Genomic DNA, 21065 nt, shown 5'->3' on the forward strand with positions numbered 1-21065 from the left:
GCTCGCTTTATGGGCAGCACTTCGCTTCAACCCGGCCCTTTGGAGCGCCCCCGGATGGAACACCAGTGGGCGCGGCTAGCGCGACTAACGGGGCGCGGCATCTCAGGCCTGCCTGAGATTTTGTTCACGACCGATACACGCGCGCCTTGTCTAAAGTGATTTACCATGTCGCCCGTGTCAGCCTCCTCACTTCTACTGCGACTGATCCTGATCGCCATGCTCGTGCTTAACGGGGCGTGGTCGGCGTTTGCGTCGGTCAGTATGAATCCGGTGATGGAAGAGCAGGCCAGCGAAGTCGCTGCCGCGGTGCAAGTCGACGAAGACTGCGTCGCCCATCACAGTGCTGAGCATCATCCCGATGCCACATCGATTGAAAAGGCTGGCACTGGGCACGGCGATCATGCCGGCCCCGACTGTTGCAAGTCGTCTGCGTGCCGGTGCGCCTGCGTGCACGCGTGCGCGAGCGCATTGCCTGCGCGCCTGCATGTTTCGGTACAACTGGCCTTGGGCCTGGATGTCATGCCGCTGCCCTTGGGGCATCCGGCGCCTGCCTTGCCTCATCTGATCCGACCACCGATCGGCTAAGCGTCCCTAGGCGCCGCAATGGCGCCGTTGGTGTGGCTTGCATGCCTGTATAGGCCAGCCACCCGCTCTGTACCACCGCCTGCCGGTGGCAACACGACGCTTGGAGCATTTACATGTCGCATGATGATTTTCGTGGTCCACATGGTGGACCGCTGCTGCCTTCGCGGCGGCGATTTGTCCAAGGCTTGGCCTTGGGAGGCGCAGTCGCAGGATTGGGGTTCTGGCCCAAAGCCAGTTGGGCGCTCAAGGGCCCCGGACAAGCCAACGTATTGTCGGGCACCGAGTTTGACCTGACCATCGGCGAGACGCCGATGAACTTCACCGGCAAGACCCGCACCGCGATCACGGTCAACGGGTCCGTTCCGGCGCCGTTGCTGCGGTGGCGGGAAGGCACCACGGTCAACCTGCGTGTCTCCAATGCATTGCCGGCCAACTCCCTCCATGGCACGGATACTTCCATCCATTGGCACGGCATCATTCTGCCGGCCAACATGGACGGCGTGCCGGGCCTGAGCTTTGACGGCATCGGACGTGGTGAGACCTACCACTATAGGTTCACCCTGCATCAGGGCGGAACCTACTGGTACCACAGCCACTCAGGTTTCCAGGAACAAGCTGGGCTTTATGGACCGATCGTGATCGATCCACTGGAGCCAGAGCCTTTCAGCTTCGATCGCGACTACGTCGTGATGCTGAGCGATTGGACAGACCTGGACCCGACGGCCCTGTTCGATCGTTTGAAGAAGATGCCGGGCCATGACAACTACTACAAGCGCACGGTCGGCGATTTCGCGCGCGATGTGAAGCGCAATGGTCTGTCGGCCACGTTGGAAGATCGCAAGATGTGGGGCGTGATGCGAATGACGCCCACGGATCTGTCCGACGTCAACGCCAACACCTACACCTACCTGATGAACGGCACGACCTCTCTGGGCAACTGGACCGGGTTGTTCCGCAGTGGCGAGAAGGTGCGTCTGCGTTTCATCAATGGCTCTGCCATGACGTACTTCGATGTGCGTATTCCGGGGTTGAAGATGACCGTGGTCGCGGCGGATGGCTTGTACGTCCATCCGGTTTCGGTCGACGAGTTCCGCATTGCAGTAGCAGAAACCTTCGATGTGATCGTGGAGCCCTCCGGGCAGGACGCATTCACCATCTTTGCCCAGGACTCCGGTCGCACCGGCTACGTCAGCGGCACGCTCGCCGTGCGCGAAGGACTACGCGCGCCTCTTCCGTCTGTGGATCCCCGGCCGCTGCTGACGATGGCAGACATGGGCATGGATCATGGATCGATGGATATGTCTGGCGGCAGCAAGGGCATGGAAGGCGGCTGTGGTGCAGCCATGGGCATGCCCGGCATGACCCCACCTGCCAGCGGCAATGAGGCCTCGGCCCATGCGGGTCACGCGATGCCCGCCGCCGGCGATGGTGCCATGGCCGGCATGCAGCATGGGGGCATGCAATCACACCCTGCCAGCGAGACCAACAATCCCCTGTTGGACAACCAAGCCATGAGCGTGACTTCGCGCTTGGACGATCCGGGCAATGGCCTGCGCGATAACGGCCGTCATGTACTGACGTATTCCATGCTCAAGAGCACCTTTGAAGACCCTGACGGACGCGACCCCGGTCGCGAGATCGAGCTGCATCTGACCGGACACATGGAGAAATTCTCCTGGGGTTTCAATGGTCAGAAGTTTTCCGATGTCGAGCCGCTACGGCTGAACTACGGCGAGCGCATGCGCATCGTATTGGTCAACGACACGATGATGACCCACCCGATCCATTTGCACGGCATGTGGAGCGATGTGGAAGACGATAGCGGCAACTTCATGGTGCGCAAGCACACGGTGGACATGCCGCCAGGCAGCCGACGTACGTATCGCGTGCGTGCCGATGCGTTGGGCAGCTGGGCGTTCCATTGCCACCTGCTCTATCACATGGAAGCCGGAATGATGCGCACGGTGAGGGTCGACGAATGAACATCAATAGACGCAATACCACCCTGACTGCGCTGACCCTGGCTATCTCGCTGGCCCTGGCCAATGCGGCCAGCGCCCAATCCATGCAGCACGGCTCCATGCCGATGGAGCAGGGCGCGCAGACCCAGGCTCAGGATCACTCTGCACATCAGGCGCCGACATCAAAGCCTGCGCCAGCCCCCAAACCTACAACACCGGCCAAGACCAGCGAAGCGACTATCGATCATGCGGCGATGGGCCATGCCGCGCCGCCGGCTCAAGCAGCCGAGCCTGCCATGCAGGGCATGGACCACTCGCAGATGGGGCACAGCTCGCCCGCGAGTACACCTGCAGCGCCCAAAGCGCAGACGCAGCCGATGCAGGGCATGGATCACAGTCAGATGGCACAGCCCGCTGCGTCCGACGCCTCCAGCACGTCCACGCCTGCGATGCAGGGGATGGACCATTCGCAGATGGGCCACGGTTCGCCCGCATCCGCTACGCCAGAAGCTGGCATGCAATCGATGGAGGGCATGGACCACAGTCAGATGGGACATGGGCCTGTCGCACCAACGCAGCCGCGCACCCCGATTCCTGCGGTGACCGAGGCTGATCGTCAGGCGGCCATCGCGCCCGCACACGCGCATCCGGTGCATGACAATTCGATCAAGAGCTACGTACTGCTCAATCGCCTGGAAGCCTGGGATGCCGATCCGGGCACCGGGCTGGGTTGGGAGGGTCAGGGTTGGATCGGTACGGACCTCAATCGCGTCTGGTTCCGCAGTGAAGGCGAACGCACAGATGGTCAGACCGAGTCGGCTGATCTGGAAGTGCTCTACGGCCGCAGTATCTCCACGTGGTGGGATGTGGTAGCCGGTGTGCGCCATGACTTCAAGCCGGGGGCTTCGCAGAACTTCGCCGCTATCGGCGTACAGGGCTTGGCACCGATGAAGTTCGAAGTATCCGCCACAGCCTATCTCGGCGAAGGCGGCCAGACTGCTGCCAATGTCGAGGCCGAGTACGAACTGCTGCTGACCAATCGGCTGATCCTGCAGCCGCTGGTGGAGGTCACGGCGTATGGCAAGAACGATCCATTGCGCGGAATAGGTTCGGGTCTGAGTACCGCTGAGGCGGGCCTGCGACTTCGTTATGAGTTCACCCGAAAGTTCGCTCCCTACATCGGCGTGGTGTACGAGCGTGCGTTTGGCAATACCGCAGACATGCGACGCGAGCATGGCGAGTCTTTTGAAGACACGCGCTTGGTCATCGGCCTTCGTACCTGGTTCTAAGGGGAACTGACAATGAAATCCAACAAGAAGATGTGGGTATGGCTCGGCGCCGGCGTGGCATTGGTTGCGGTGGTCGCAACCGCCGCGGTCTCTCTGGGCGTGTACAACGTGGCCGCTGATGATCCGCATAGTCGCCCGGTGTATGCGCTACTTGAAACGGCGCGTGAGCGTTCCATTGAGGTGCGCGCCGCCAAGCTTCAGGTACCCACGAACCTGGATGATCCTGAGCGTATCCGCCAGGGTGCGGGCAACTACAACGCTATGTGTGTGACCTGTCATCTTTCGCCAGATGCGGCGGCCACCGAGATGAGCAAGGGTCTGTACCCCGCGCCACCAAACCTAAGCAAGCACCCGGTGGGTCCAGCTGAGGCGTTCTGGGTGATCAAGCACGGCATCAAGGCCAGCGGCATGCCTGCGTGGGGCGGCAGCATGGACGACGAGTTCATCTGGAACATGTCGGCCTTCCTGCAGAAGCTGCCCAAGCTGGACAAGGCCGGCTACCAGGCGTTGGTAGCCAGCAGTGATGGCCATTCACACGGTGGCGGTGAGACCGGCGGGCACTCGCATGGCGAGGAAGCGGGTGCAGATCACCATGGCGGCGGTGATAGCGAAGAGATGGGTGATGGCCATGGCCATGGCCAGGGGCATGAAGCAGGTGGCATGGGCATGGACATGAGCAAGCCTAAGGAAGGCACCACGCATGTGCATGCCGACGGCAAGACGCACGTGCATGCGGCCGAGCCGGCAAAGCAACCTGCGCAGGCCAAGTCCGAGGGCGAGCACGATCAGCACGGCTCCATGCCAGCCAAACCAGCCGAGCCAGCTCCCAAGGCCGATGACGGCCACGATCACCAGCATTGATCCCTTCATGGAGCTGCCCCGGCTCCACGCCCGAGCGCCTCGGCGCTCGGGCATCTCTTAAGGAAGCATGATGAACACTTCACGCAGCTGTCTCTTTCTGCTGGCCACGGCCTTGTCGCTGACCGCATGCGCGCGCCCCGAATCGGCTGTCAATTCAGAGGCGGCATCGGACGCCCAATCTCCGACATCGGCGGCTGCGCAGCAGGTCACTCAACCGCAGCGTCCGTTGCCGTTGGTCAAAGTACATAAGAGTGCGACCTGCGGTTGCTGCCAACTGTGGGTGGAGCATCTGGAGAAAGCAGGTTTTACGGTTGAGGTGCACAACAGCGAAGACCTGAACCCGATCAAGGCGCGCTTGGGCGTTCCTTATGGACGCGGCTCGTGCCATACCGCCGAGATCGATGGCTACATCGTCGAAGGTCATGTGCCGGTGCAAGACATCCTGCGCCTGTTGCGTGAGCGCCCGGTAGGCCGTGGATTAGTGCTACCGGGGATGCCTGCCGGTTCTCCTGGCATGGAGATGCCCGACGGACGTGTTCAACCCTATACGGTGGAATTTGTACTGCCCGATGGCACCACGCAGCCTTACGTCCTGCACGGTCAACGCAGCTGACAGTTTGCTCGCGATCCCTTCTTCCAGCCCAGAGTGATCCATGTCCCCTCATTCCCACGATGAAGCCGGCAAGGCGATGCCGCAGGGTGCCAGCGATGGTCCAGACTCGGTGCGTGATCCGGTATGCGGTATGCAGGTCTCCGCGGCTAGAACGCCGTACCACGCTCTGCATGGCGGAACGAAGTATCACTTCTGCTCAGCCAGATGCCGAGAGCGGTTCATCACTAATCCCGACCGTTATACGGACGGTGCTGCCCAGCAAGTTGAAATGACCGCCCCAGCAGCGGTGGCTCCCCCCCGCGATACCCATGCCACGGTCTATACCTGTCCGATGCATCCGCAGATTCGTCAGCCAGGTCCCGGCACCTGTCCGATCTGCGGCATGGCACTGGAGCCGGAGATGCCGTCGCTGGAGGAGGACGACAATCCGGAGTTACGCGATTTCACCCGACGCTTCTGGTGGACGTTGCCTTTGACGTTGATCGTCCTGGTCTTGGCCATGCTGGGACATCGTCTGCCCGGCTTGTCCACGCAGGCGCGCACCTGGATTGAGCTCGTGCTGAGCGCCCCGGTGGTGCTCTGGGCGGGGTGGCCTTTCTTTGTGCGCTGCCTACAGTCCATCGGCAATCGCAGCCCCAACATGTGGACGCTGATCGGCATCGGCGTGGCCGCCGCGTTTGGCTACAGCGTGGTGGCCACCGTGACGCCGGGCCTGTTTCCGGACTCTTTCCGCGAGCATGGACGGGTGGGGGTCTACTTCGAAGCAGCGGCGGTCATCGTCTCGCTCACGCTGCTCGGCCAGCTGCTGGAACTGCGGGCGCGCTCCAAAACCTCGGCAGCCATCAAGTCGCTGCTGGGGTTGGCGCCCAAGACGGCACGCCGCGTCAAGCCCGATGGGGGCGAAGAGGACGTTGCGCTGGATCACGTGCATGTGGGTGATCTGCTTCGCGTACGACCGGGCGAGAAGGTGCCGGTCGATGGGGAAGTCATCGAAGGTCGCACCAGTGTCGATGAGTCGATGCTGACCGGTGAACCCATTCCGGTGGAGAAGACTGTCGGTGACCACGTCATAGGCGCCACGCTCAACGGGACGGGCGCCCTGGTCATCCGGGCGGACAAAGTCGGATCCGGGACGGTACTGTCGCAGATTGTGCAGTTGGTGGCCCAGGCCCAGCGCTCTCGCGCGCCGATGCAGCGTATGGCGGACAAGGTGGCGTACTGGTTCGTTCTGGCCGTGCTGGCCACGGCGGTGCTTACCTTCTTCGGATGGGGCCTGTTTGGACCCGAACCGTCATGGACCTTTGCCGTCCTCAATGCCGTATCGGTTCTGATCATTGCGTGCCCGTGTGCCCTGGGTTTGGCTACCCCCATGTCGATCATGGTCGCCACCGGCCGCGCTGCGCAGGTCGGAGTCCTGTTCCGCGACGCTCAGGCGATCGAACAGCTACGTCTGATCGACACCTTGATCGTGGACAAGACCGGTACGTTGACCGAGGGACGTCCAGCCTTTCGCGACACGCTCTCCTACGCCGGTTTCGACGCCGATCAGATCCTTCGTTTGGCCGGCAGCCTGGAGCAGGGCAGTGAGCACCCCCTGGCCGAGGCCATCGTGGCTGAAGCCCAACGACGTGGCTTGAACCTGGTGGCCGCCCAGGATTTTGATTCGCTCACCGGCCAAGGCGTTCGCGGGCGCGTGGCCGATCAGGATGTCGTGCTCGGCAACCAAAGCCTGATGGCATCGGTTGGCGCCGATGTAGCCCCCTTGCAGAGCAGCGCCGAGCGTCTTCGCAAAGAAGGCGCCAGCGTGATGTTCCTGGCGGTCAATGGGCGGTTGGCCGGCGCCATTGCGGTGGCTGATCCCATCAAAGCCACGACCTTGCCTGCCTTGAACCTGCTACGTGCCGATGGCCTGCACGTGGTGATGGCCTCCGGTGACGCACAGGCCACGGCCGAGGCCGTGGGGCGCACGCTGGGCATCGACGATGTGCGTGGCGGCGTCAAACCTCAGGACAAGGCCGAACTGGTCCAGCAACTCAAAGCCCAAGGGCGTCGTGTGGCCATGGCCGGCGATGGCATCAACGATGCGCCGGCCCTGGCGGCAGCCGATGTGGGCATCGCGATGGGGACGGGCACGGATGTGGCCATGTCCAGCGCCCAGCTCACCCTGGTCAAGGGTGATTTGAGGCGCATCGTGCAAGCCCGTGCCATCTCGTCTTCGACAGTGGCCAACATGAAGCAGAACCTGGGCTTCGCCTTCGTCTACAACGCCATCGGCGTGCCCATCGCCGCCGGCCTGCTGTACCCCAGCTTCGGCCTTTTGCTCAGTCCGATGATGGCGGCCCTGGCCATGAGCCTGAGCTCGGTTTCGGTGGTCACCAATGCCTTGCGTTTGTCCGGCTCCACCGTTGTTGCCACCTCTCACCCTGACCGCGCCGATGAGCCTGCGCGCGGCCATTCCTGTCACTGATGGCTCATATCCCACAAGGAGTACTGCAATGAAGCGTTATGCCTCCCTCTCGATGATGGCCCTGTTCCTGATGGCCGGCGCGGCCTTCGCCGGTGGCCAGACCACCACGCCCACCACCGACCACGGCCAGCACAAGCCGATGGATCATAAGAAGCAGGAGCATGGTCAGCACAAGCCGGCCGCGGCCGATGCCGACTTCACTAAGCTCGATGCCAACAAGGACGGCTCGTTGTCCAAGGAAGAGCTGGCCAAGCACAAGCTGGCACCCCACTTTGGCATGCTCGATAGCAACAAGGACGGCAAGCTGAGCCCGCAGGAATTCGCTGCCGGCAAGGGTATGTAACTGCTATCTCCCCGGGGGCTGGGTCCTTGGCCCCCGGGATTCGGCGATGTTCTGCTATTCCCACGGAGATCGACATGTCTTCTTCGCACGGTAAGCACGAAAGCACGCACACGCAGCATCTAGGGCAACACGCCTCGCAAGGAAGTCCCGGTCAGACGCATCAGGGGCACTACGGTCGCCTGCTGCTGATGATGGCCCTGTCGTTCCTGGCTATGTACGCCCTGATGTATGCCATGGTCGATCAGTGGGCCAACGTCTATCACAACGTCAACCAGCTCTACATGGCAGGGCTAATGGCTGCGCCGATGCTGTTGATCGAGCTTTGGCTCATGTCCAGCATGTACCCCGATCGTCGGCGTAACCTGATCCTGGCCAGCGTGACCGTGGCGTTCATGCTGTTCTGTTGGTGGGGAATCCGTACGCAGGCCGCGGTGACTGATCGGCAGTTCATCCGCTCTATGATTCCCCATCATGCCGGCGCCATCCTGATGTGCGAAGAAAACCGCCTGAAGGATCCCGAGCTGACCAGACTCTGCCTGGACATCATCACCTCGCAGAAGCAAGAGATCGCCCAGATGAAGCAACTTCTCGCCAATTGATCGCGGTGACGTCTGCTGCCTACTTGCGCCGCTCAAAGACTAGGTAAAACGGTGTCCCCGCCCAGGAGGGGTTAGCTAGGCTGCGCCAGAACAGCAGGAGCTGTGCCGTTGAATAGGCGGGCACGGCACCGTGCCGTAAGAACAGAAAACGCAGCAATCGCCTGTTTTGGGCTGAATCAACTTATTGCAGTTCACGCATTCATAGAAGAACTGACATGAGTCTGTGGACATGGTCTCTGTTGCCCGATGACCGCATACAGGGCAAGTCAAGGTGCTGGCCAGTTGCATGTCAGCCACTTTCCGATCCTGTCTTGATGGTCGCTGGAAAACCGGCGTCAGTGATCGCCTTTGCTATTCTCGCTGAATCCACGATTTTCGCATCAAAAATAACGGTCACTGTTCCAGCCCGTGTGTCTACCTGAGTGGACGTTACCCCAGGCACCTTGTCCAAGGCCTTCTCGATGGTAATGCTGCATGCCGGACACGTCATGTTCTCCACATGCAACATGACCCGTTGAGGTGTGATGGCCCAAGCCGCCGACATCCAGATCGTCATGATCAGACCAAGAAGCATTGCGCGCATAAAGTGCTCCTTACAAGAACCAGCTAATGTAATAGGGAAAGAGTAGCAACAGCACGATCCCGCTGGCGGCCATCCAGAGCCAACGACGGCGGCGCCTTAGTGATGGGGTATCCGTGCAGCCACCGTCATTGCTGCACCGCTGCGCGCCTGAGCGATACTGGGTCCAAAACGCCCAAGCCAAGCAAAGTATGGTGAGCGCGCTCAACCAAGGGCGCCAGACGTCAAAGGCCGTGAGGTTAGCGATCCATGCTCCGCTGATTCCCATTAAGACCAGCACCAGCGGCACCACGCAGCATATTGACGCGCCAACAGCGGCAACCGCCGCGCCCCAAAGAGGTGGCAAAAAGGACTTGGGAGGACGATGCTGACTCATGGCAGTATGTTATTCTCCGTACCATGGTACGGAGTCAAGCAGTGATCATGAGTGCCATGACCATCGGTCGGCTGGCAAAGGCCGCGGATGTACATATCGAGACGATTCGCTATTACCAGCGGCGGGGCTTGCTTCCTGAGCCCGAACGTCCACAACGCGGTGTACGGCGCTATGGTGAGGCTGATGTTAGCCGGCTTAGATTTATCCGACGAGCTCAGGCGGCCGGGTTCCGTCTTGATGAGATAGCTAGTTTGTTGCAGATCGAGGGCAGGGGCGCGTGTGAGCAAACCCGATTGCTGACGGAACAGAAGTTGAGCGAAGTCCGCCAGCGCATTGAAGATTTGCGTTTGTTGGAGACCGGGCTGAAACAATTGGTAGACGAATGCCAAGCCTCCGCGGGTGATGCTTGCCCCGCGCTAGATCGGTTGGCAAGGACAAGTCGGTAGCCTCAAGCCATAGAGTTCAGCTGCCCGCTCCTGTTGAGCGCCGGTCGTACCGCGCTACAGGCGCGGTGGATTAGGCGAGCGGCTATGCGCGCAGTAGCTTGATCTAAGTCCAAGGGCGGACACAGCTCAGCCACATCCATCAACCGCACCTTTCCTGAAGCCAGGATCAAGTCCATCAATGCTTCCACGACCTCTAGGCTCACGCCTCTTGGATTAGGCGCGCTCACACCCGGAGCAGTGGCTTGCGGCAATACATCCAGGCACAGGGTCAGGTAGATTACGTCCACCGCATCACACCAGCGATTCACCACTTCCGCTTGTGCGTGCCAATTCCACGCGTTTAGGGCGTCATCGGTGATGTAGTGGGCGCCCTCACGTTCGGCCGTAGCGAACAAGCGCGGTGTATTGCTGGAGCGACTGACGCCAATGCAGTGGTACTGGAGCGGCGTGGCACTCCTGTGGGCGTGCTCCAATGCTTGAAGGAAGGGCGTGCCGGAACTCGCACACCCCTGCTCGCGTAAATCGAAATGAGCATCGAAGTTGAAAATGCCGATTCGCGATGGTGATGGTCCGAGGTGGCCGCACAGGGCCGCATAGCTGGCATAGCCAATTTCGTGACCTCCGCCTAAGCCGACGACCCAATGCCCGCTATCCAAGAGTTGTTGGGCGCGCTGGGAGTAGTGGGCCTGTGCCAGCTCCAGGGCACGATCCTCGCAGACGATATTGCCTGCGTCGTAAAGAGGGCAGGGTTGTAGCACGGGCAGGTTGGCCAACGTCCTGCGAAGTGCATCGGGCCCTTGTGCAGCACCTGGCCGTCCGGCATTGCGACGAATGCCTTCATCGCTGGCAAAGCCCAGCAGGGCAATGCCAGGAGCGCCAAGATCCGGGTCCGACGCCACCACCTGATGCCAGCGCTGGGTATCGGCCGACAACGGCAGATCCACGCGCCCCGCCCATGCAGGATTCACCTGCCCGTCTCCTGCAATGGCCACTCCAGGAACGGTTGCAGCCCCCCTCGTTGGATGAAGGCCTCGATGGCCTGCATCTCGGGGGCCAGATAGCGGTCCTCGTCGTAGCGGGGTACCAGGGCGCGTACCTGCGCGTGCACCGCTTCCAAAGCCTGCGAAGACTGCAGCGGCCGTCGGAACTCGATGCCTTGGCAGGCGGCAAGCATTTCGATGGCCACGATGCGACGCACGTTATCGGCCACCTCGCGAGACTTGCGCGCGGCGAAGGTCGCCATGCTGACATGGTCCTCCTGGTTGGCCGAGGTCGGCAAAGAATCCACGCTGGCGGGATGGGAGAGGGTTTTGTTTTCGCTGGCCAGTGCAGCGGCGGTCACGTGGGCGATCATGAAACCTGAATTGACGCCCGGGTTGGCCACCAGGAATGCGGGCAGACCTGACAAAGTCGAATCGATCAACAAGGCAATCCGGCGCTCGGCTAAGGCACCGATCTCCGACACTGCCATGGTCAGTTGATCCGCAGCAAAGGCCACGGGCTCGGCGTGGAAGTTGCCACCCGAGATCACTTCGCTGGTATCGGTGAAGACCAGTGGGTTATCAGAGACCGCGTTGGCCTCTGTCCACAACACTTGTGCCACATGTTGCATCACGTCGCGTATGGCCCCCATCACCTGAGGCTGGCACCTGAGACTGTAAGGATCCTGCACACGCGTGTCGTTCTGACGATGCGACTCACGGATCGCGCTACCGGCCAGCAGGCGAAGGTAGTGCTTGGCCACGACAATCTGGCCCGGCTGGCCACGCACGGCATGGATGCGCGGATCGAAGGGCGAGTCAGAGCCGCAGGCGGCATCGACGCTCATCGCGCCGCTCAACACGGCAGCTGAGTAGATCTGCTCTGCCGCGAACAGCGCCATCAATGCAATGCCGGTGGATACCTGCGTGCCGTTGAGCAGGGCCAGCCCCTCCTTGGCCGCCAGCCGGATCGGGGTGATGCCCGCGTGTTCCAGCGCCTGGCTGGCGGGCAGCACCTGTCCGTCAACCCGCACGTGGCCTTCGCCCATGGCTGCCAACGTCAGGTGCGCCAACGGTGCCAGATCGCCGGAGGCGCCTACTGAGCCTTGGGCAGGAATGCAGGGCCAGATCTGTGCGTTGTAGATCGCCACTAGCGTAGCCAGCGTCTGCTCGCGTACGCCCGAGTAGCCTCGGGCCAGAGACGCGATCTTGGTGGCGAAGATCAGTCGTACGCAGGCGTCATCGAGCAGCGGGCCCATGCCAACGGCATGGGAGCGCACCAGGTTGGTCTGCAGTTGCTCCAATTGCTCGCGCGCTATGTGGACCTTGGCCAGCTTGCCAAAGCCGGTGTTGATGCCATAGGCAGGCTCACCGGCCACCACGATGGCCTGGACGGCTTGGGAAGAGGCGCGCACCTGATCCCAACAGGCGGGGTCCAGTGCGATGGGGGCGGCACCTTCGGCGATCTGCCGCAGCTGCGCCAAGGTCACTTGGCCAGGCGTCAAGTTCAGCATGATGCTCACTCCAGGATGGCCGGCAAGATCAACTCATGCTCACGCGCGCACGCCAATGCTTGCTCGTAGCCGGCATCAGCATGGCGCATGACCCCGGTGGCCGGATCGTTCCATAGCACGCGCGCTAGCCGCCGGTCGGCTTGTTCAGTGCCATCGCAGACGATGACTACACCCGAATGCTGCGAAAACCCCATGCCCACGCCGCCTCCGTGATGCAGGCTTACCCACGTGGCGCCGCCACTGGTGGCCAGCAGGGCATTGAGCAGCGGCCAATCCGATACCGCATCGGAACCATCACGCATGCCTTCGGTTTCGCGGTTGGGGCTGGCGACCGAGCCACAATCCAGATGATCACGCCCAATCACGATGGGCGCCTTCAATTCGCCGTTACGCACCATTTCATTGAATGCCAAAGCCGCTTTGTGTCGCTCGCCCAGACCCAGCCAGCAAATGCGGGCAGGCAGGCCTTGGAACGCGATGCGCTCCCGCGCCTGATCCAGCCACTGGTGAAGATGCGTGTTATCCGGAAACAGCTCTTTGACCTTGGCATCGGTCTTGTAGATATCTTCCGGGTCGCCGCTGAGGGCCACCCATCGGAAAGGCCCCATGCCCCGGCAGAAGAGCGGACGGATACAGGCGGGCACGAAGCCAGGGAAGGCGAAGGCATTGTCCACGCCTTGATCCAGGGCCACTTGCCGGATGTTGTTGCCGTAGTCGATCGTCGGCACGCCCAGCGCGTGGAAATCAAGCATGGCGCGTACGTGCGTGGCGCACGAGGCGGCCGCGGCCTGCGCCAATTCACGGCGTTGGCCGTCGCTGCCCGCCCGGGCCTGCTCCCACTGCGACACCGTCCATCCCGACGGCAGATACCCGTTGATCAGGTCATGCGCCGAGGTCTGATCGGTCACCGCATGGGGGCGGGCGCCGCCATTGCGTGCAAGAGCGACGAACTGCGGGAGTAATTCGGCCGCATTGCCCAGCAATCCCACCGACACGGGGACTGGACTGCTTTCAATGATCTGCAGGGCCTGCTCGATGGAGGTGGCCTTGTGATCGACATAGCGTGTGCGAATGCGAAAATCGATTCGCGACTCCTGACACTCGATCACGATGCTGCTGGCGCCGGCTAGCGTTGCGGCCAATGCTTGCGCGCCGCCCATACCGCCCAAGCCTGCGGTGAGGATCCACTTGTTCTGCCAGTTGCCACCGTAGTGCTGGCGACCCAGCTCAACGAACGTCTCGTAGGTTCCCTGCACGATGCCCTGGCTACCGATGTAGATCCAGCTGCCGGCGGTCATCTGCCCGTACATCATCAAGCCCTTCTTATCGAGCTCGTTGAAATGCTCCCAAGTCGCCCAGTGGGGCACCAGGTTGGAGTTGGCGATCAGTACGCGCGGTGCATCCTTATGCGTGCGGAACACGCCTACCGGTTTTCCCGATTGCACCAACAAGGATTCATCATCCTCAAGCGATCGCAACGTTTCCAAGATACGGTCAAAGCTTCTCCAGTCGCGCGCAGCACGACCGATGCCGCCGTAGACCACCAGGTCTTCCGGGCGCTCGGCAACATCGGGGTCCAGATTGTTCTGGATCATGCGGTAGGCCGCTTCAGTCAGCCAGCTCTTGCAGTGCAGCTGGGTGCCGATCGGAGCGCGAACGGTGCGCGCAGGGGAAGCGGAGCGTTCCAAGGTATCCATCAAATCCTCAAGGGGTCAGGGGGGCGCCAACCTGGAAGGTGCCCACAAAGCGGTAACGAGATGCCGGGTGAATCAACCGCACAAAGCTGGCCACCTGTCCGCGCGACCACGTACGTCGGGTCAGCACCAGCAACGGATCGCCTTCGTTGATCTTCAGTTGCGCAGCCAGACGCTTGCTGGCCGTCTCGGCTTCAATCACATGTTCGGCGCGCTCCAGCGGCGCAACGCGCATCAAGTACTGATGCGGAATCTCGGTGTGGAAATCGATGTCCAGGTAATCCGGCGCCACGCTGGGTTGCACAAAGCGATCCTCCAACTGCACCGGCTTGTCATCGCTGTGGTGGAGCAGGCGACTGTGGAACAGCTCCGTGCCCGGCGTCAGGCCGAAGTTGGTCGTCACACTGGAGCGCGCCTCGACCGTCTCGCAGATCAGCACTTGGACCGAGTGTGTCTGGCCGCGTGACTGAATCTCGTCGCGAATATTGCGCACCTCGAACATCGCCGATTCGGCCTTGGGGCCGGCGACGAACGTGCCGACACCTTGCACCCGGGTTAGTACGCCGGCATCGGTCAACTCGCGCAGCGCTCGATTCACTGTCATGCGAGACAAGCCGAACTTGGCCGTCAGTTCGTTCTCGCTGGGGACGCGACTGCGCGCGGGCCAGTCGCCGTTGGTGATGTGACGCAGGATGAAGTGCTTGAGCTTCTGGTAGTGCGGCTTGGGTTCGTCCATGGCCCAAGCATTACATGTCTATACAACCAGTCCAACCACTTTCGATGCTGTACTGCACAAGCAGTTGACACTAAGAATTTCCTCGTGCTATTGCTGTGGTATAGACAACCTGCGGGTTCGCCACACGCTCATGCCTTCGCTTCGCGTGCTACTGCGTATGTTCCTGATCCTCGTGCTCTGCGCGGATGGGATCCTGAGCGCGCAGGCCACCACGCGGATGGCCGTGCGGCATATTCCTCCCCCAGGTGCGGTGAATGGCACCCACTCGGTGCATGGCGGCGCGCGTGTCAATGAACGCGCCAAGATTAGTAACGATTGCAACAAAATTCTTCCCGGTGGCAAGCGAGCCGGGCAGGGTGATCAGAACGATCATCAGTGCGACTGCAGCACCACCTCCTGCGACTGCAGCTGTGTGCTCACCTTCTTCGCCGGGCGTGTGCCGGTCATCTTTGCCGCCCAGCACGCCCTGACGAGCACCTACCTACCTACGCCTGAGTTGCCGCCGCTGCGACGACAGGTATCCCGGCTGTTCCGACCTCCCATCGGCTAATGCTGCTTGGTCGCCATTGATTGGCGACGTCTACGCACGCCCTGATGTCGCATAGGCCCCCACGTCTGGGGCACCAGGGTCATACGCATGCATTGCCCTTCGGGGGAGAGAGAACCCATGTACTTCAAGCGCAATCCTTTGGCGGTATCCGTCGGTGCCCTTCTGTGCGCCGGTTTTTCCACGGTGGCTCTGGCTCAGCAGGCTGAACAGGGCGCCACGAGCGAGTCGGCCAAGACGCTGGACACCGTCCAGGTCACCGGCAGTCACATCAAGCGGCTCCAGATTTCCGGCGTCGGCCCGGTCAGCGTCGTGGATGCCGAAGCCATCGAGCGCTCCGGCGCCACTTCAGTGGAGACGCTGCTGCAGCGCCTGCCGGCCTCGGCCGGTTTTGCCGGCAGCCAGTCCAATGCCTACTGGGCCGAGAACGGCTACGGCACTACCCAGGTCAATCTGCGCGGCTTGGGCATTAACCGCACGCTGGTTCTGCTCAATGGTCGTCGTGTGGTCAATGGCGGCACCGGTGCCAACAGCTCGGTGGACCTGAACATCATCCCCGTAGCGCTGATCGAGCGGATCGAGGTCCTCAAGGACGGTGCCTCAGCCATCTACGGTGCCGATGCCGTGGCGGGTGTGGTGAACATCATCACCAAGAAGAACTACGACGGTGCCGAGGCGGCGGTGCGGTACGGACAGACCTTCGAAAGTGATGGCGAAGAAAAGTCGTTCGATTTCGCCTGGGGTATTACGTCAGACCGCGGTTCGTTGATGGCCGGCATCAACTACTCGGAGACCGGCGCGGTCAACATGGCCTCACGCGCACCGTGCGGCTTGGGTGAGGTCGACGGGCAACTCGAATGTGTGGGCAGCTCGGCCACCATCGGTGGGCGCGCATTGCTAGCCGACGGCTCGCGCGTGAACTTCAACCAGGATCCCAATGGTGACGGGGACTTCTATGAACCGTATTCGGCGGCCAAGCATAACTACAACGGCAATCCCTATCTCAATGCCGTCAATCCGATCAAGCGTTTGAGCTTCAGCCTGTTCGGCGACAGCACTGTGAATGAAACCACGCGCGTGTTCACCGAGTTGATGTTCACCAACCGCCAGTCCGACCAGTTGGCCACGCCCGGCAGCCTGGGTGTCTATCGACCGATCAATATTGCGGCCGGCCACCCGACCAACCCGACCGGCCAAGACCTGCTGCTGCAGCGCCGCCGTCTGGAAGAGGCCGGCCCACGCGAGTTCTTCCAGGAAACCAATACCTTCCGCGTGGTCGCGGGCATTGAAGGCCAGTTGGGCATGAACTGGGACTGGTCGGCCGCGCTGAATTGGGGCCGCAACACTGGTGTGGATGGCTCGACCAATGTGGCGAACCTGGACCGGGTGGATGACACGCTCAACACCGCGCTGTGCAGCAACACGCCCGGCGCGGCGATCCCCTGCGGTGACTATCTCGGCTACGGCGACCTGACCCCCGAGGTGCTCAACTACATCCTGTTCAGGACGCGCGACAACGGCGGCAACGACCAGAAGAGCTTCACCGCCAACATCAGCGGCCAGCTATTCGAGATGCCGGCCGGTTGGGTGGGCTTTGCCTCTGGCATCGAGGTTCGCAAGGAGCGTGGTTGGCGCGATCCCGATCCGCTGACGGTACTGGGCATTGCCAACACGAACCAACAGGATCCGATCGCCGGTGAGTACACGGCCAAGGAAGCCTTCGCCGAGTTTGCCGTGCCGCTGCTTCAGGACAGCGTGATCGCCGAGAGCCTGACGCTCAATGCCGCCGTGCGCTATTCCGACTATGACCTGTTCGGCGAAGACGTGAATTACAAGGTGGGCCTGGATTGGCAGATCGTGCCGTCCTTGAAGGTGCGCGCCAACTACGCCACGGCTTTCCGTATCCCCAACATCCCCGAATTGTTTGGTGGCGTAGCCGAGGGCAACCTGACCACGACCGATCCCTGTAGCGGCTGGAGCAGCTTGCCGGCTGATTCGGTAGTGCGTCAGAACTGTCAGGCGTACGGCGTGCCGGCAGGTTACGTACAGCCGGGCAACACGATCCTGACCACCTCCGGCGGCAATCCTGACCTGGAGCCGGAAGATGCCAAGTCCCTGACCGTGGGTGCGGTCTGGACGCCGAGCTTCTTGCCGGGACTGACGCTGACGGTGGACTACTTCAACATCAAGATCGACAACGCGATCCAGCGTATCGATGGCTCAACCAAGCTGTCGATCTGCTACAACACCCCGGGCTTGGCGCATCCGTTCTGCGGCAATGACAACTTCACCCGCAATCCGATCACCGGTGAAGTGGACTTCCTGTCGTCCCAGCCGGTCAATGCGGCCAACGAACGGGTACGGGGCATCGACCTGGGTGGTCTGTACGAGTTCGCGGTTGCTGGGTTCGATTCGACCTTGAGCGTGGATGTGTCCTATCTGGACCAGTACGACGTGCGGCCGTTCCCGGGCGCGGATGTGATCGAGTACGCCGGCAAGATCACCGGTGGCCGTGGCAGCTTTACTCACTGGCGCGCCTTGACCTCGCTGACGATGGAACGCGAAGCCTGGTCCGGTTCTTACAGCTTGCAGTACATCGGCAAGGCCGATGACATCAATGCCAGCCCCGGCGACATTGGCGATCACGCACCCAGCGTGACCTACCACAATGTCCAGCTCAAGTACGCACCGAACAAGACCTTCGATGTGTCCTTCGGCATCGACAACCTGTACGACAAGAAAGCCCCGTTTATCCAGAGCTACACCGACGCCAATACCGACACGATGACGTATGACCTGCTGGGTCGTCGTTGGTATGCCCGCGTGGGATACCACTGGTAAGACCTGCTTGGCCTGCTCCCGTCCTGGTGACGGGAGCAGGCGTTGTCCTCTTGTCGAACGAGATCACTATGAAATCGGCTTTCTGGGCACGCAAGGCCCACAAATGGATTGGCCTGATCATTGGCGTGCAAGCGCTGCTGTGGATGATCAGTGGCGTGTACATGACGGTCATCTCCCTGGACATCATCCATGGCGATCACTTGGCCCATGCCCATCAGCAGCCGCTGGTGGCACCCACTCACTTGTCCGGTGAGGAACTGCAGCGGCGCTATCCGGGCATGACGCAGGTCAAGCTCAAGCGACTGCTTGAGCGGGATGTCTACGAGATTCACGCCCGCGATCTGGTGTACCTGCTGGACGCTACGACGGGGGAGGTGCTCTCCCCAGGTGATCAGCAGATGGCGATCGCCTTGGCAAAAGACGTCTATCAGGGCCAGGCACCCGTAGCTCGGGTCGAGTGGGTTACCCAGGCGCCGCAAGAAGTGGCCACCCGCCCGGTTCCCATGTGGGCGGTGCACTACGCCGATGCCGGTGAAACTACCCTGTATTTCTCGCCCTACAGCGGCGAGTTACTGGCGCGGCGGCACAGCCTGTGGCGCTGGTTTGATTTCCTGTGGATGTTCCACATCATGGACTACGAGGCCCGTTCGGACGTCAACAACACCTTGTTGCGCGTGGCCTCGGCGGTTGGCTTGGTGTTCGTGCTCAGCGGTGCCTGGTTGCTGTTCTACAGCTTTCGCAGGAGGGCCGCAGCATGACGCCCTGGATGAGAACGCTGCACAAATGGGTCGGCTTGATCATCGGCCTGCAGTTGCTGCTTTGGATGGCCAGTGGCGTGATGATGAGCTGGCTGGACCATGACCAGGTGCAGGGCCATGAGTTCCAGGCTCACGAGCATGCGGCCCATGAGTGGCCTGCCAATGCCCGCTCGCCGGCCAGTTTCCTGGGTGGAAACAAGAAGATCAGTCGCGTCAGTTCGGGCTGGTTGCTGGATACCCCGGTCTATCAGTTGGCCGATGCCCAGGGCATTACCTTGGCCAACGCCGTGTCCGGCCAACCCATTGCCTTGGACGCGGCCTGGGCCACACGCCTGGCGCAAGCCTCCTATACCGGCCCTGGCACGTTGAAAGCACCGCGCCTGTTGGAGTGGAGTGGTGAGGTACGCGATCACGAAGGCCGACTGTGGCGCGTGGATACCGACGATGGCCAGGACACCACGGTGTACCTGTCTGCCCAGACGGGCGAGGTGCTTTACCACCGCAACAAGACCTGGCGCCTGTTCGATGTGTTCTGGATGTTGCACATCATGGACTACACCGGGCGCAAGAACTTCAACAACCCGTTGGTGGTCACCGCCGCGATCGGCGGTCTGTGGTTGGCCCTGACCGGTATCTGGCTGCTGTTTGCCAGCTTCCATTGGAGCGAGTTCGTGCCGCGCCGCTGGCGTCCGGCCCGCGAGTTGTCGGTATTCGGTCCGGATGGGACACGGCTGCGTACCGTCCGGGCGTCGGCAGGCGACAACGTCTACGTCTCGCTGGCGCGCGAAGGCGTGCAACTGCCGTCCAACTGCGGAGGAGGGCAGAGCTGTGGCCTGTGCGAGGTGCGCTTCCGCGGCGCGGCACCCAAAGCCACCGCGGCCGATCGCGCCCACCTGGGCGCCAGCAAGGTCAAGATGGGCTATCGCCTGGCCTGCAATCTGGCCGTGACGGAAGACACCGATGTCGAGGTGGCTGGCGGGGCCAGCCTGTGGACCGAGTATGGCGCCACCGTGGAGCAGGTCACGGCAGTGACGCCGTTCCTGCGCGAGATCGTGCTCAAGCCCGACGAGGCCCCCGGTCCGGAATATCAACCTGGCGCTTATTTGCAGGTGCATGTGCCCAACTACGAGGTACCGGTGAACAAGCTCGTGCGGCCCGAGCACCACCATCAGGAGTGGGCGGGCGTGGACCTGCCCGAGAAGTTGGTCAACCGCGAACCGGTCCGTCGGGCGTATTCGCTTGCTTTGCCTGTCGATCAGGCACAGGGGCGACTGACCTTGCTGGCCCGCTTCAGTCCTGGACGATCGGACAAGAAACGCCATCCTCCTGGCAGGGGCTCGACCTACCTGTATACGCTCTCGCCCGGGGATCGGGTCTGCTTCAGCGGCCCCTTCGGCGACTTTGCGCTCAAGCCTCACGGACGGGAGAAAGTGTTCATCGGCGGCGGCGCTGGCATGGCCCCGCTGCGCGCGATGATTCGGACGCTGTTGGCGGGGCAGGGCGTTGAGCGGATCCACTTCTGGTATGGGGCGCGCAGTCTCAAGGAAGCGCCCTACATCGAGGAGATGGAGCGCCTGGCCCAACAGCACGACAACTTCAGCTGGCACTTGGTGCTGTCGGATGAAGCGCAGAACGACGATGCGCTATTGCGGGGCCTGGTGCATGAGGTAGCGCATGACCGCCTGCTCAAGGCTCATCAGGCTTTGGCCGATTGCGAGTTCTACCTGTGCGGACCGCCAGCCATGCTTAAGGCCACACGCGAGCTGCTGACTCGGCTGGGTGTACCCGACAGCCAGGTGGCCTTCGACGACTTCAAGATCTGAGGCAGTCCCGCCGGCCGAACGTGCCGGCGGGGTGAGGCGTACCGGATTTTTC

The 21065-nt window shown here is 61.9% G+C and carries 20 protein-coding genes; 13 read left to right on the forward strand and 7 right to left on the reverse strand.

Annotated elements, in window-relative coordinates:
- Nucleotides 1-165: 165 nt before the first annotated feature.
- The 8 genes from copL to ACSQ1W_RS07470 all read left to right on the forward strand — a co-directional run bounded on the left by copL (nucleotide 166) and on the right by ACSQ1W_RS07470 (nucleotide 8718).
- Nucleotides 166-585, forward strand: a complete 420-nt coding sequence (copL, locus tag ACSQ1W_RS07435; protein WP_046934798.1) for a transcriptional regulator CopL — start codon at nucleotides 166-168, stop codon at nucleotides 583-585.
- A gap of 113 nt (nucleotides 586-698) precedes the next feature.
- Nucleotides 699-2567: a copper resistance system multicopper oxidase gene (locus tag ACSQ1W_RS07440; protein WP_046934797.1), complete on the forward strand. Its 1869-nt coding sequence runs from the start codon at nucleotides 699-701 to the stop codon at nucleotides 2565-2567.
- Nucleotides 2564-3835 (forward strand): copper resistance protein B, encoded by a 1272-nt coding sequence (locus tag ACSQ1W_RS07445; protein WP_046934796.1) that lies wholly within the window; start codon nucleotides 2564-2566, stop codon nucleotides 3833-3835. Before ACSQ1W_RS07440 ends, ACSQ1W_RS07445 begins: the two co-directional genes overlap by 4 nt.
- A gap of 12 nt (nucleotides 3836-3847) precedes the next feature.
- A complete protein-coding gene (locus ACSQ1W_RS07450; RefSeq protein WP_228903386.1) occupies nucleotides 3848-4696 on the forward strand; it encodes a c-type cytochrome in 849 nt (282 codons plus the stop codon).
- 70 nt (nucleotides 4697-4766) lie between these two features.
- A complete protein-coding gene (locus ACSQ1W_RS07455; RefSeq protein WP_080955570.1) occupies nucleotides 4767-5309 on the forward strand; it encodes a DUF411 domain-containing protein in 543 nt (180 codons plus the stop codon).
- Between the two features lie 40 nt (nucleotides 5310-5349).
- Nucleotides 5350-7776: a heavy metal translocating P-type ATPase gene (locus ACSQ1W_RS07460; protein ID WP_379605912.1), complete on the forward strand. Its 2427-nt coding sequence runs from the start codon at nucleotides 5350-5352 to the stop codon at nucleotides 7774-7776.
- Nucleotides 7777-7804: 28 nt separating this feature from the next.
- The gene (locus ACSQ1W_RS07465; protein ID WP_046934794.1) at nucleotides 7805-8119 is read left to right on the forward strand and encodes a hypothetical protein; all 315 of its coding nucleotides are present in this window, start codon (nucleotides 7805-7807) and stop codon (nucleotides 8117-8119) included.
- 74 nt (nucleotides 8120-8193) lie between these two features.
- Nucleotides 8194-8718, forward strand: coding sequence for a DUF305 domain-containing protein (locus ACSQ1W_RS07470; RefSeq protein ID WP_046934793.1), 525 nt, complete (start codon nucleotides 8194-8196; stop codon nucleotides 8716-8718).
- Nucleotides 8719-8793: 75 nt separating this feature from the next.
- Here the strand turns inward: ACSQ1W_RS07470 and ACSQ1W_RS07475 are convergent, their stop codons facing one another.
- The 3 genes from ACSQ1W_RS07475 to ACSQ1W_RS07485 are packed head-to-tail and all read right to left on the reverse strand — an operon-like array spanning nucleotide 8794 to nucleotide 9674.
- The gene (locus ACSQ1W_RS07475) at nucleotides 8794-9006 is read right to left on the reverse strand and encodes a GDCCVxC domain-containing (seleno)protein (protein WP_080955569.1); all 213 of its coding nucleotides are present in this window, start codon (nucleotides 9004-9006) and stop codon (nucleotides 8794-8796) included.
- A gap of 1 nt (nucleotide 9007) precedes the next feature.
- Nucleotides 9008-9301 (reverse strand): heavy-metal-associated domain-containing protein, encoded by a 294-nt coding sequence (locus tag ACSQ1W_RS07480; RefSeq protein WP_046934792.1) that lies wholly within the window; start codon nucleotides 9299-9301, stop codon nucleotides 9008-9010.
- A 10-nt stretch (nucleotides 9302-9311) separates the two neighbouring features.
- A complete protein-coding gene (locus ACSQ1W_RS07485; protein WP_046934791.1) occupies nucleotides 9312-9674 on the reverse strand; it encodes a mercuric transporter MerT family protein in 363 nt (120 codons plus the stop codon).
- Between the two features lie 47 nt (nucleotides 9675-9721).
- On the opposite strand from ACSQ1W_RS07485, the gene ACSQ1W_RS07490 reads away from it, so the two are divergent.
- Nucleotides 9722-10120, forward strand: coding sequence for a MerR family transcriptional regulator (locus tag ACSQ1W_RS07490; protein ID WP_080955572.1), 399 nt, complete (start codon nucleotides 9722-9724; stop codon nucleotides 10118-10120).
- Between the two features lie 2 nt (nucleotides 10121-10122).
- Here the strand turns inward: ACSQ1W_RS07490 and hutG are convergent, their stop codons facing one another.
- Genes hutG through hutC form a run of 4 tightly spaced genes read right to left on the reverse strand, consistent with a single transcriptional unit; the run spans nucleotide 10123 to nucleotide 15044 of the window.
- Nucleotides 10123-11088 (reverse strand): formimidoylglutamase, encoded by a 966-nt coding sequence (gene hutG, locus ACSQ1W_RS07495; protein ID WP_046934806.1) that lies wholly within the window; start codon nucleotides 11086-11088, stop codon nucleotides 10123-10125.
- Nucleotides 11085-12623: a histidine ammonia-lyase gene (hutH, locus tag ACSQ1W_RS07500; protein ID WP_202924162.1), complete on the reverse strand. Its 1539-nt coding sequence runs from the start codon at nucleotides 12621-12623 to the stop codon at nucleotides 11085-11087. The genes hutG and hutH overlap by 4 nt, the downstream gene beginning before the upstream one ends.
- Entirely contained in the window at nucleotides 12620-14311 is a 1692-nt protein-coding gene (gene hutU, locus ACSQ1W_RS07505) for a urocanate hydratase (protein WP_046934789.1), read from the reverse strand. Before hutU ends, hutH begins: the two co-directional genes overlap by 4 nt.
- A 7-nt stretch (nucleotides 14312-14318) precedes the next feature.
- Nucleotides 14319-15044: a histidine utilization repressor gene (hutC, locus tag ACSQ1W_RS07510; protein WP_046934788.1), complete on the reverse strand. Its 726-nt coding sequence runs from the start codon at nucleotides 15042-15044 to the stop codon at nucleotides 14319-14321.
- 157 nt (nucleotides 15045-15201) lie between these two features.
- On the opposite strand from hutC, the gene ACSQ1W_RS07515 reads away from it, so the two are divergent.
- The 4 genes from ACSQ1W_RS07515 (at nucleotide 15202) to ACSQ1W_RS07530 (ending at nucleotide 21013) form a co-directional block, all read left to right on the forward strand.
- Nucleotides 15202-15594, forward strand: coding sequence for a CopL family metal-binding regulatory protein (locus ACSQ1W_RS07515; protein WP_046934787.1), 393 nt, complete (start codon nucleotides 15202-15204; stop codon nucleotides 15592-15594).
- A 117-nt stretch (nucleotides 15595-15711) separates the two neighbouring features.
- Nucleotides 15712-18432 carry a TonB-dependent receptor gene (locus ACSQ1W_RS07520; RefSeq protein ID WP_046934786.1) on the forward strand — a complete coding sequence of 907 codons (2721 nt, stop codon included), beginning with the start codon at nucleotides 15712-15714 and terminating at the stop codon, nucleotides 18430-18432.
- A gap of 50 nt (nucleotides 18433-18482) precedes the next feature.
- Complete coding sequence (locus tag ACSQ1W_RS07525) at nucleotides 18483-19190, forward strand: PepSY domain-containing protein (RefSeq protein WP_201421093.1); 708 nt, start codon at nucleotides 18483-18485, stop codon at nucleotides 19188-19190.
- A gap of 8 nt (nucleotides 19191-19198) precedes the next feature.
- Entirely contained in the window at nucleotides 19199-21013 is a 1815-nt protein-coding gene (locus ACSQ1W_RS07530) for a PepSY domain-containing protein (protein WP_436046143.1), read from the forward strand.
- The last annotated feature ends 52 nt before the right edge of the window (nucleotides 21014-21065 follow it).

The sequence above is a fragment of the Pseudoxanthomonas sp. LjRoot143 genome (assembly GCF_964252945.1).
Classification (GTDB): Bacteria; Pseudomonadota; Gammaproteobacteria; order Xanthomonadales; family Xanthomonadaceae; genus Pseudoxanthomonas_A.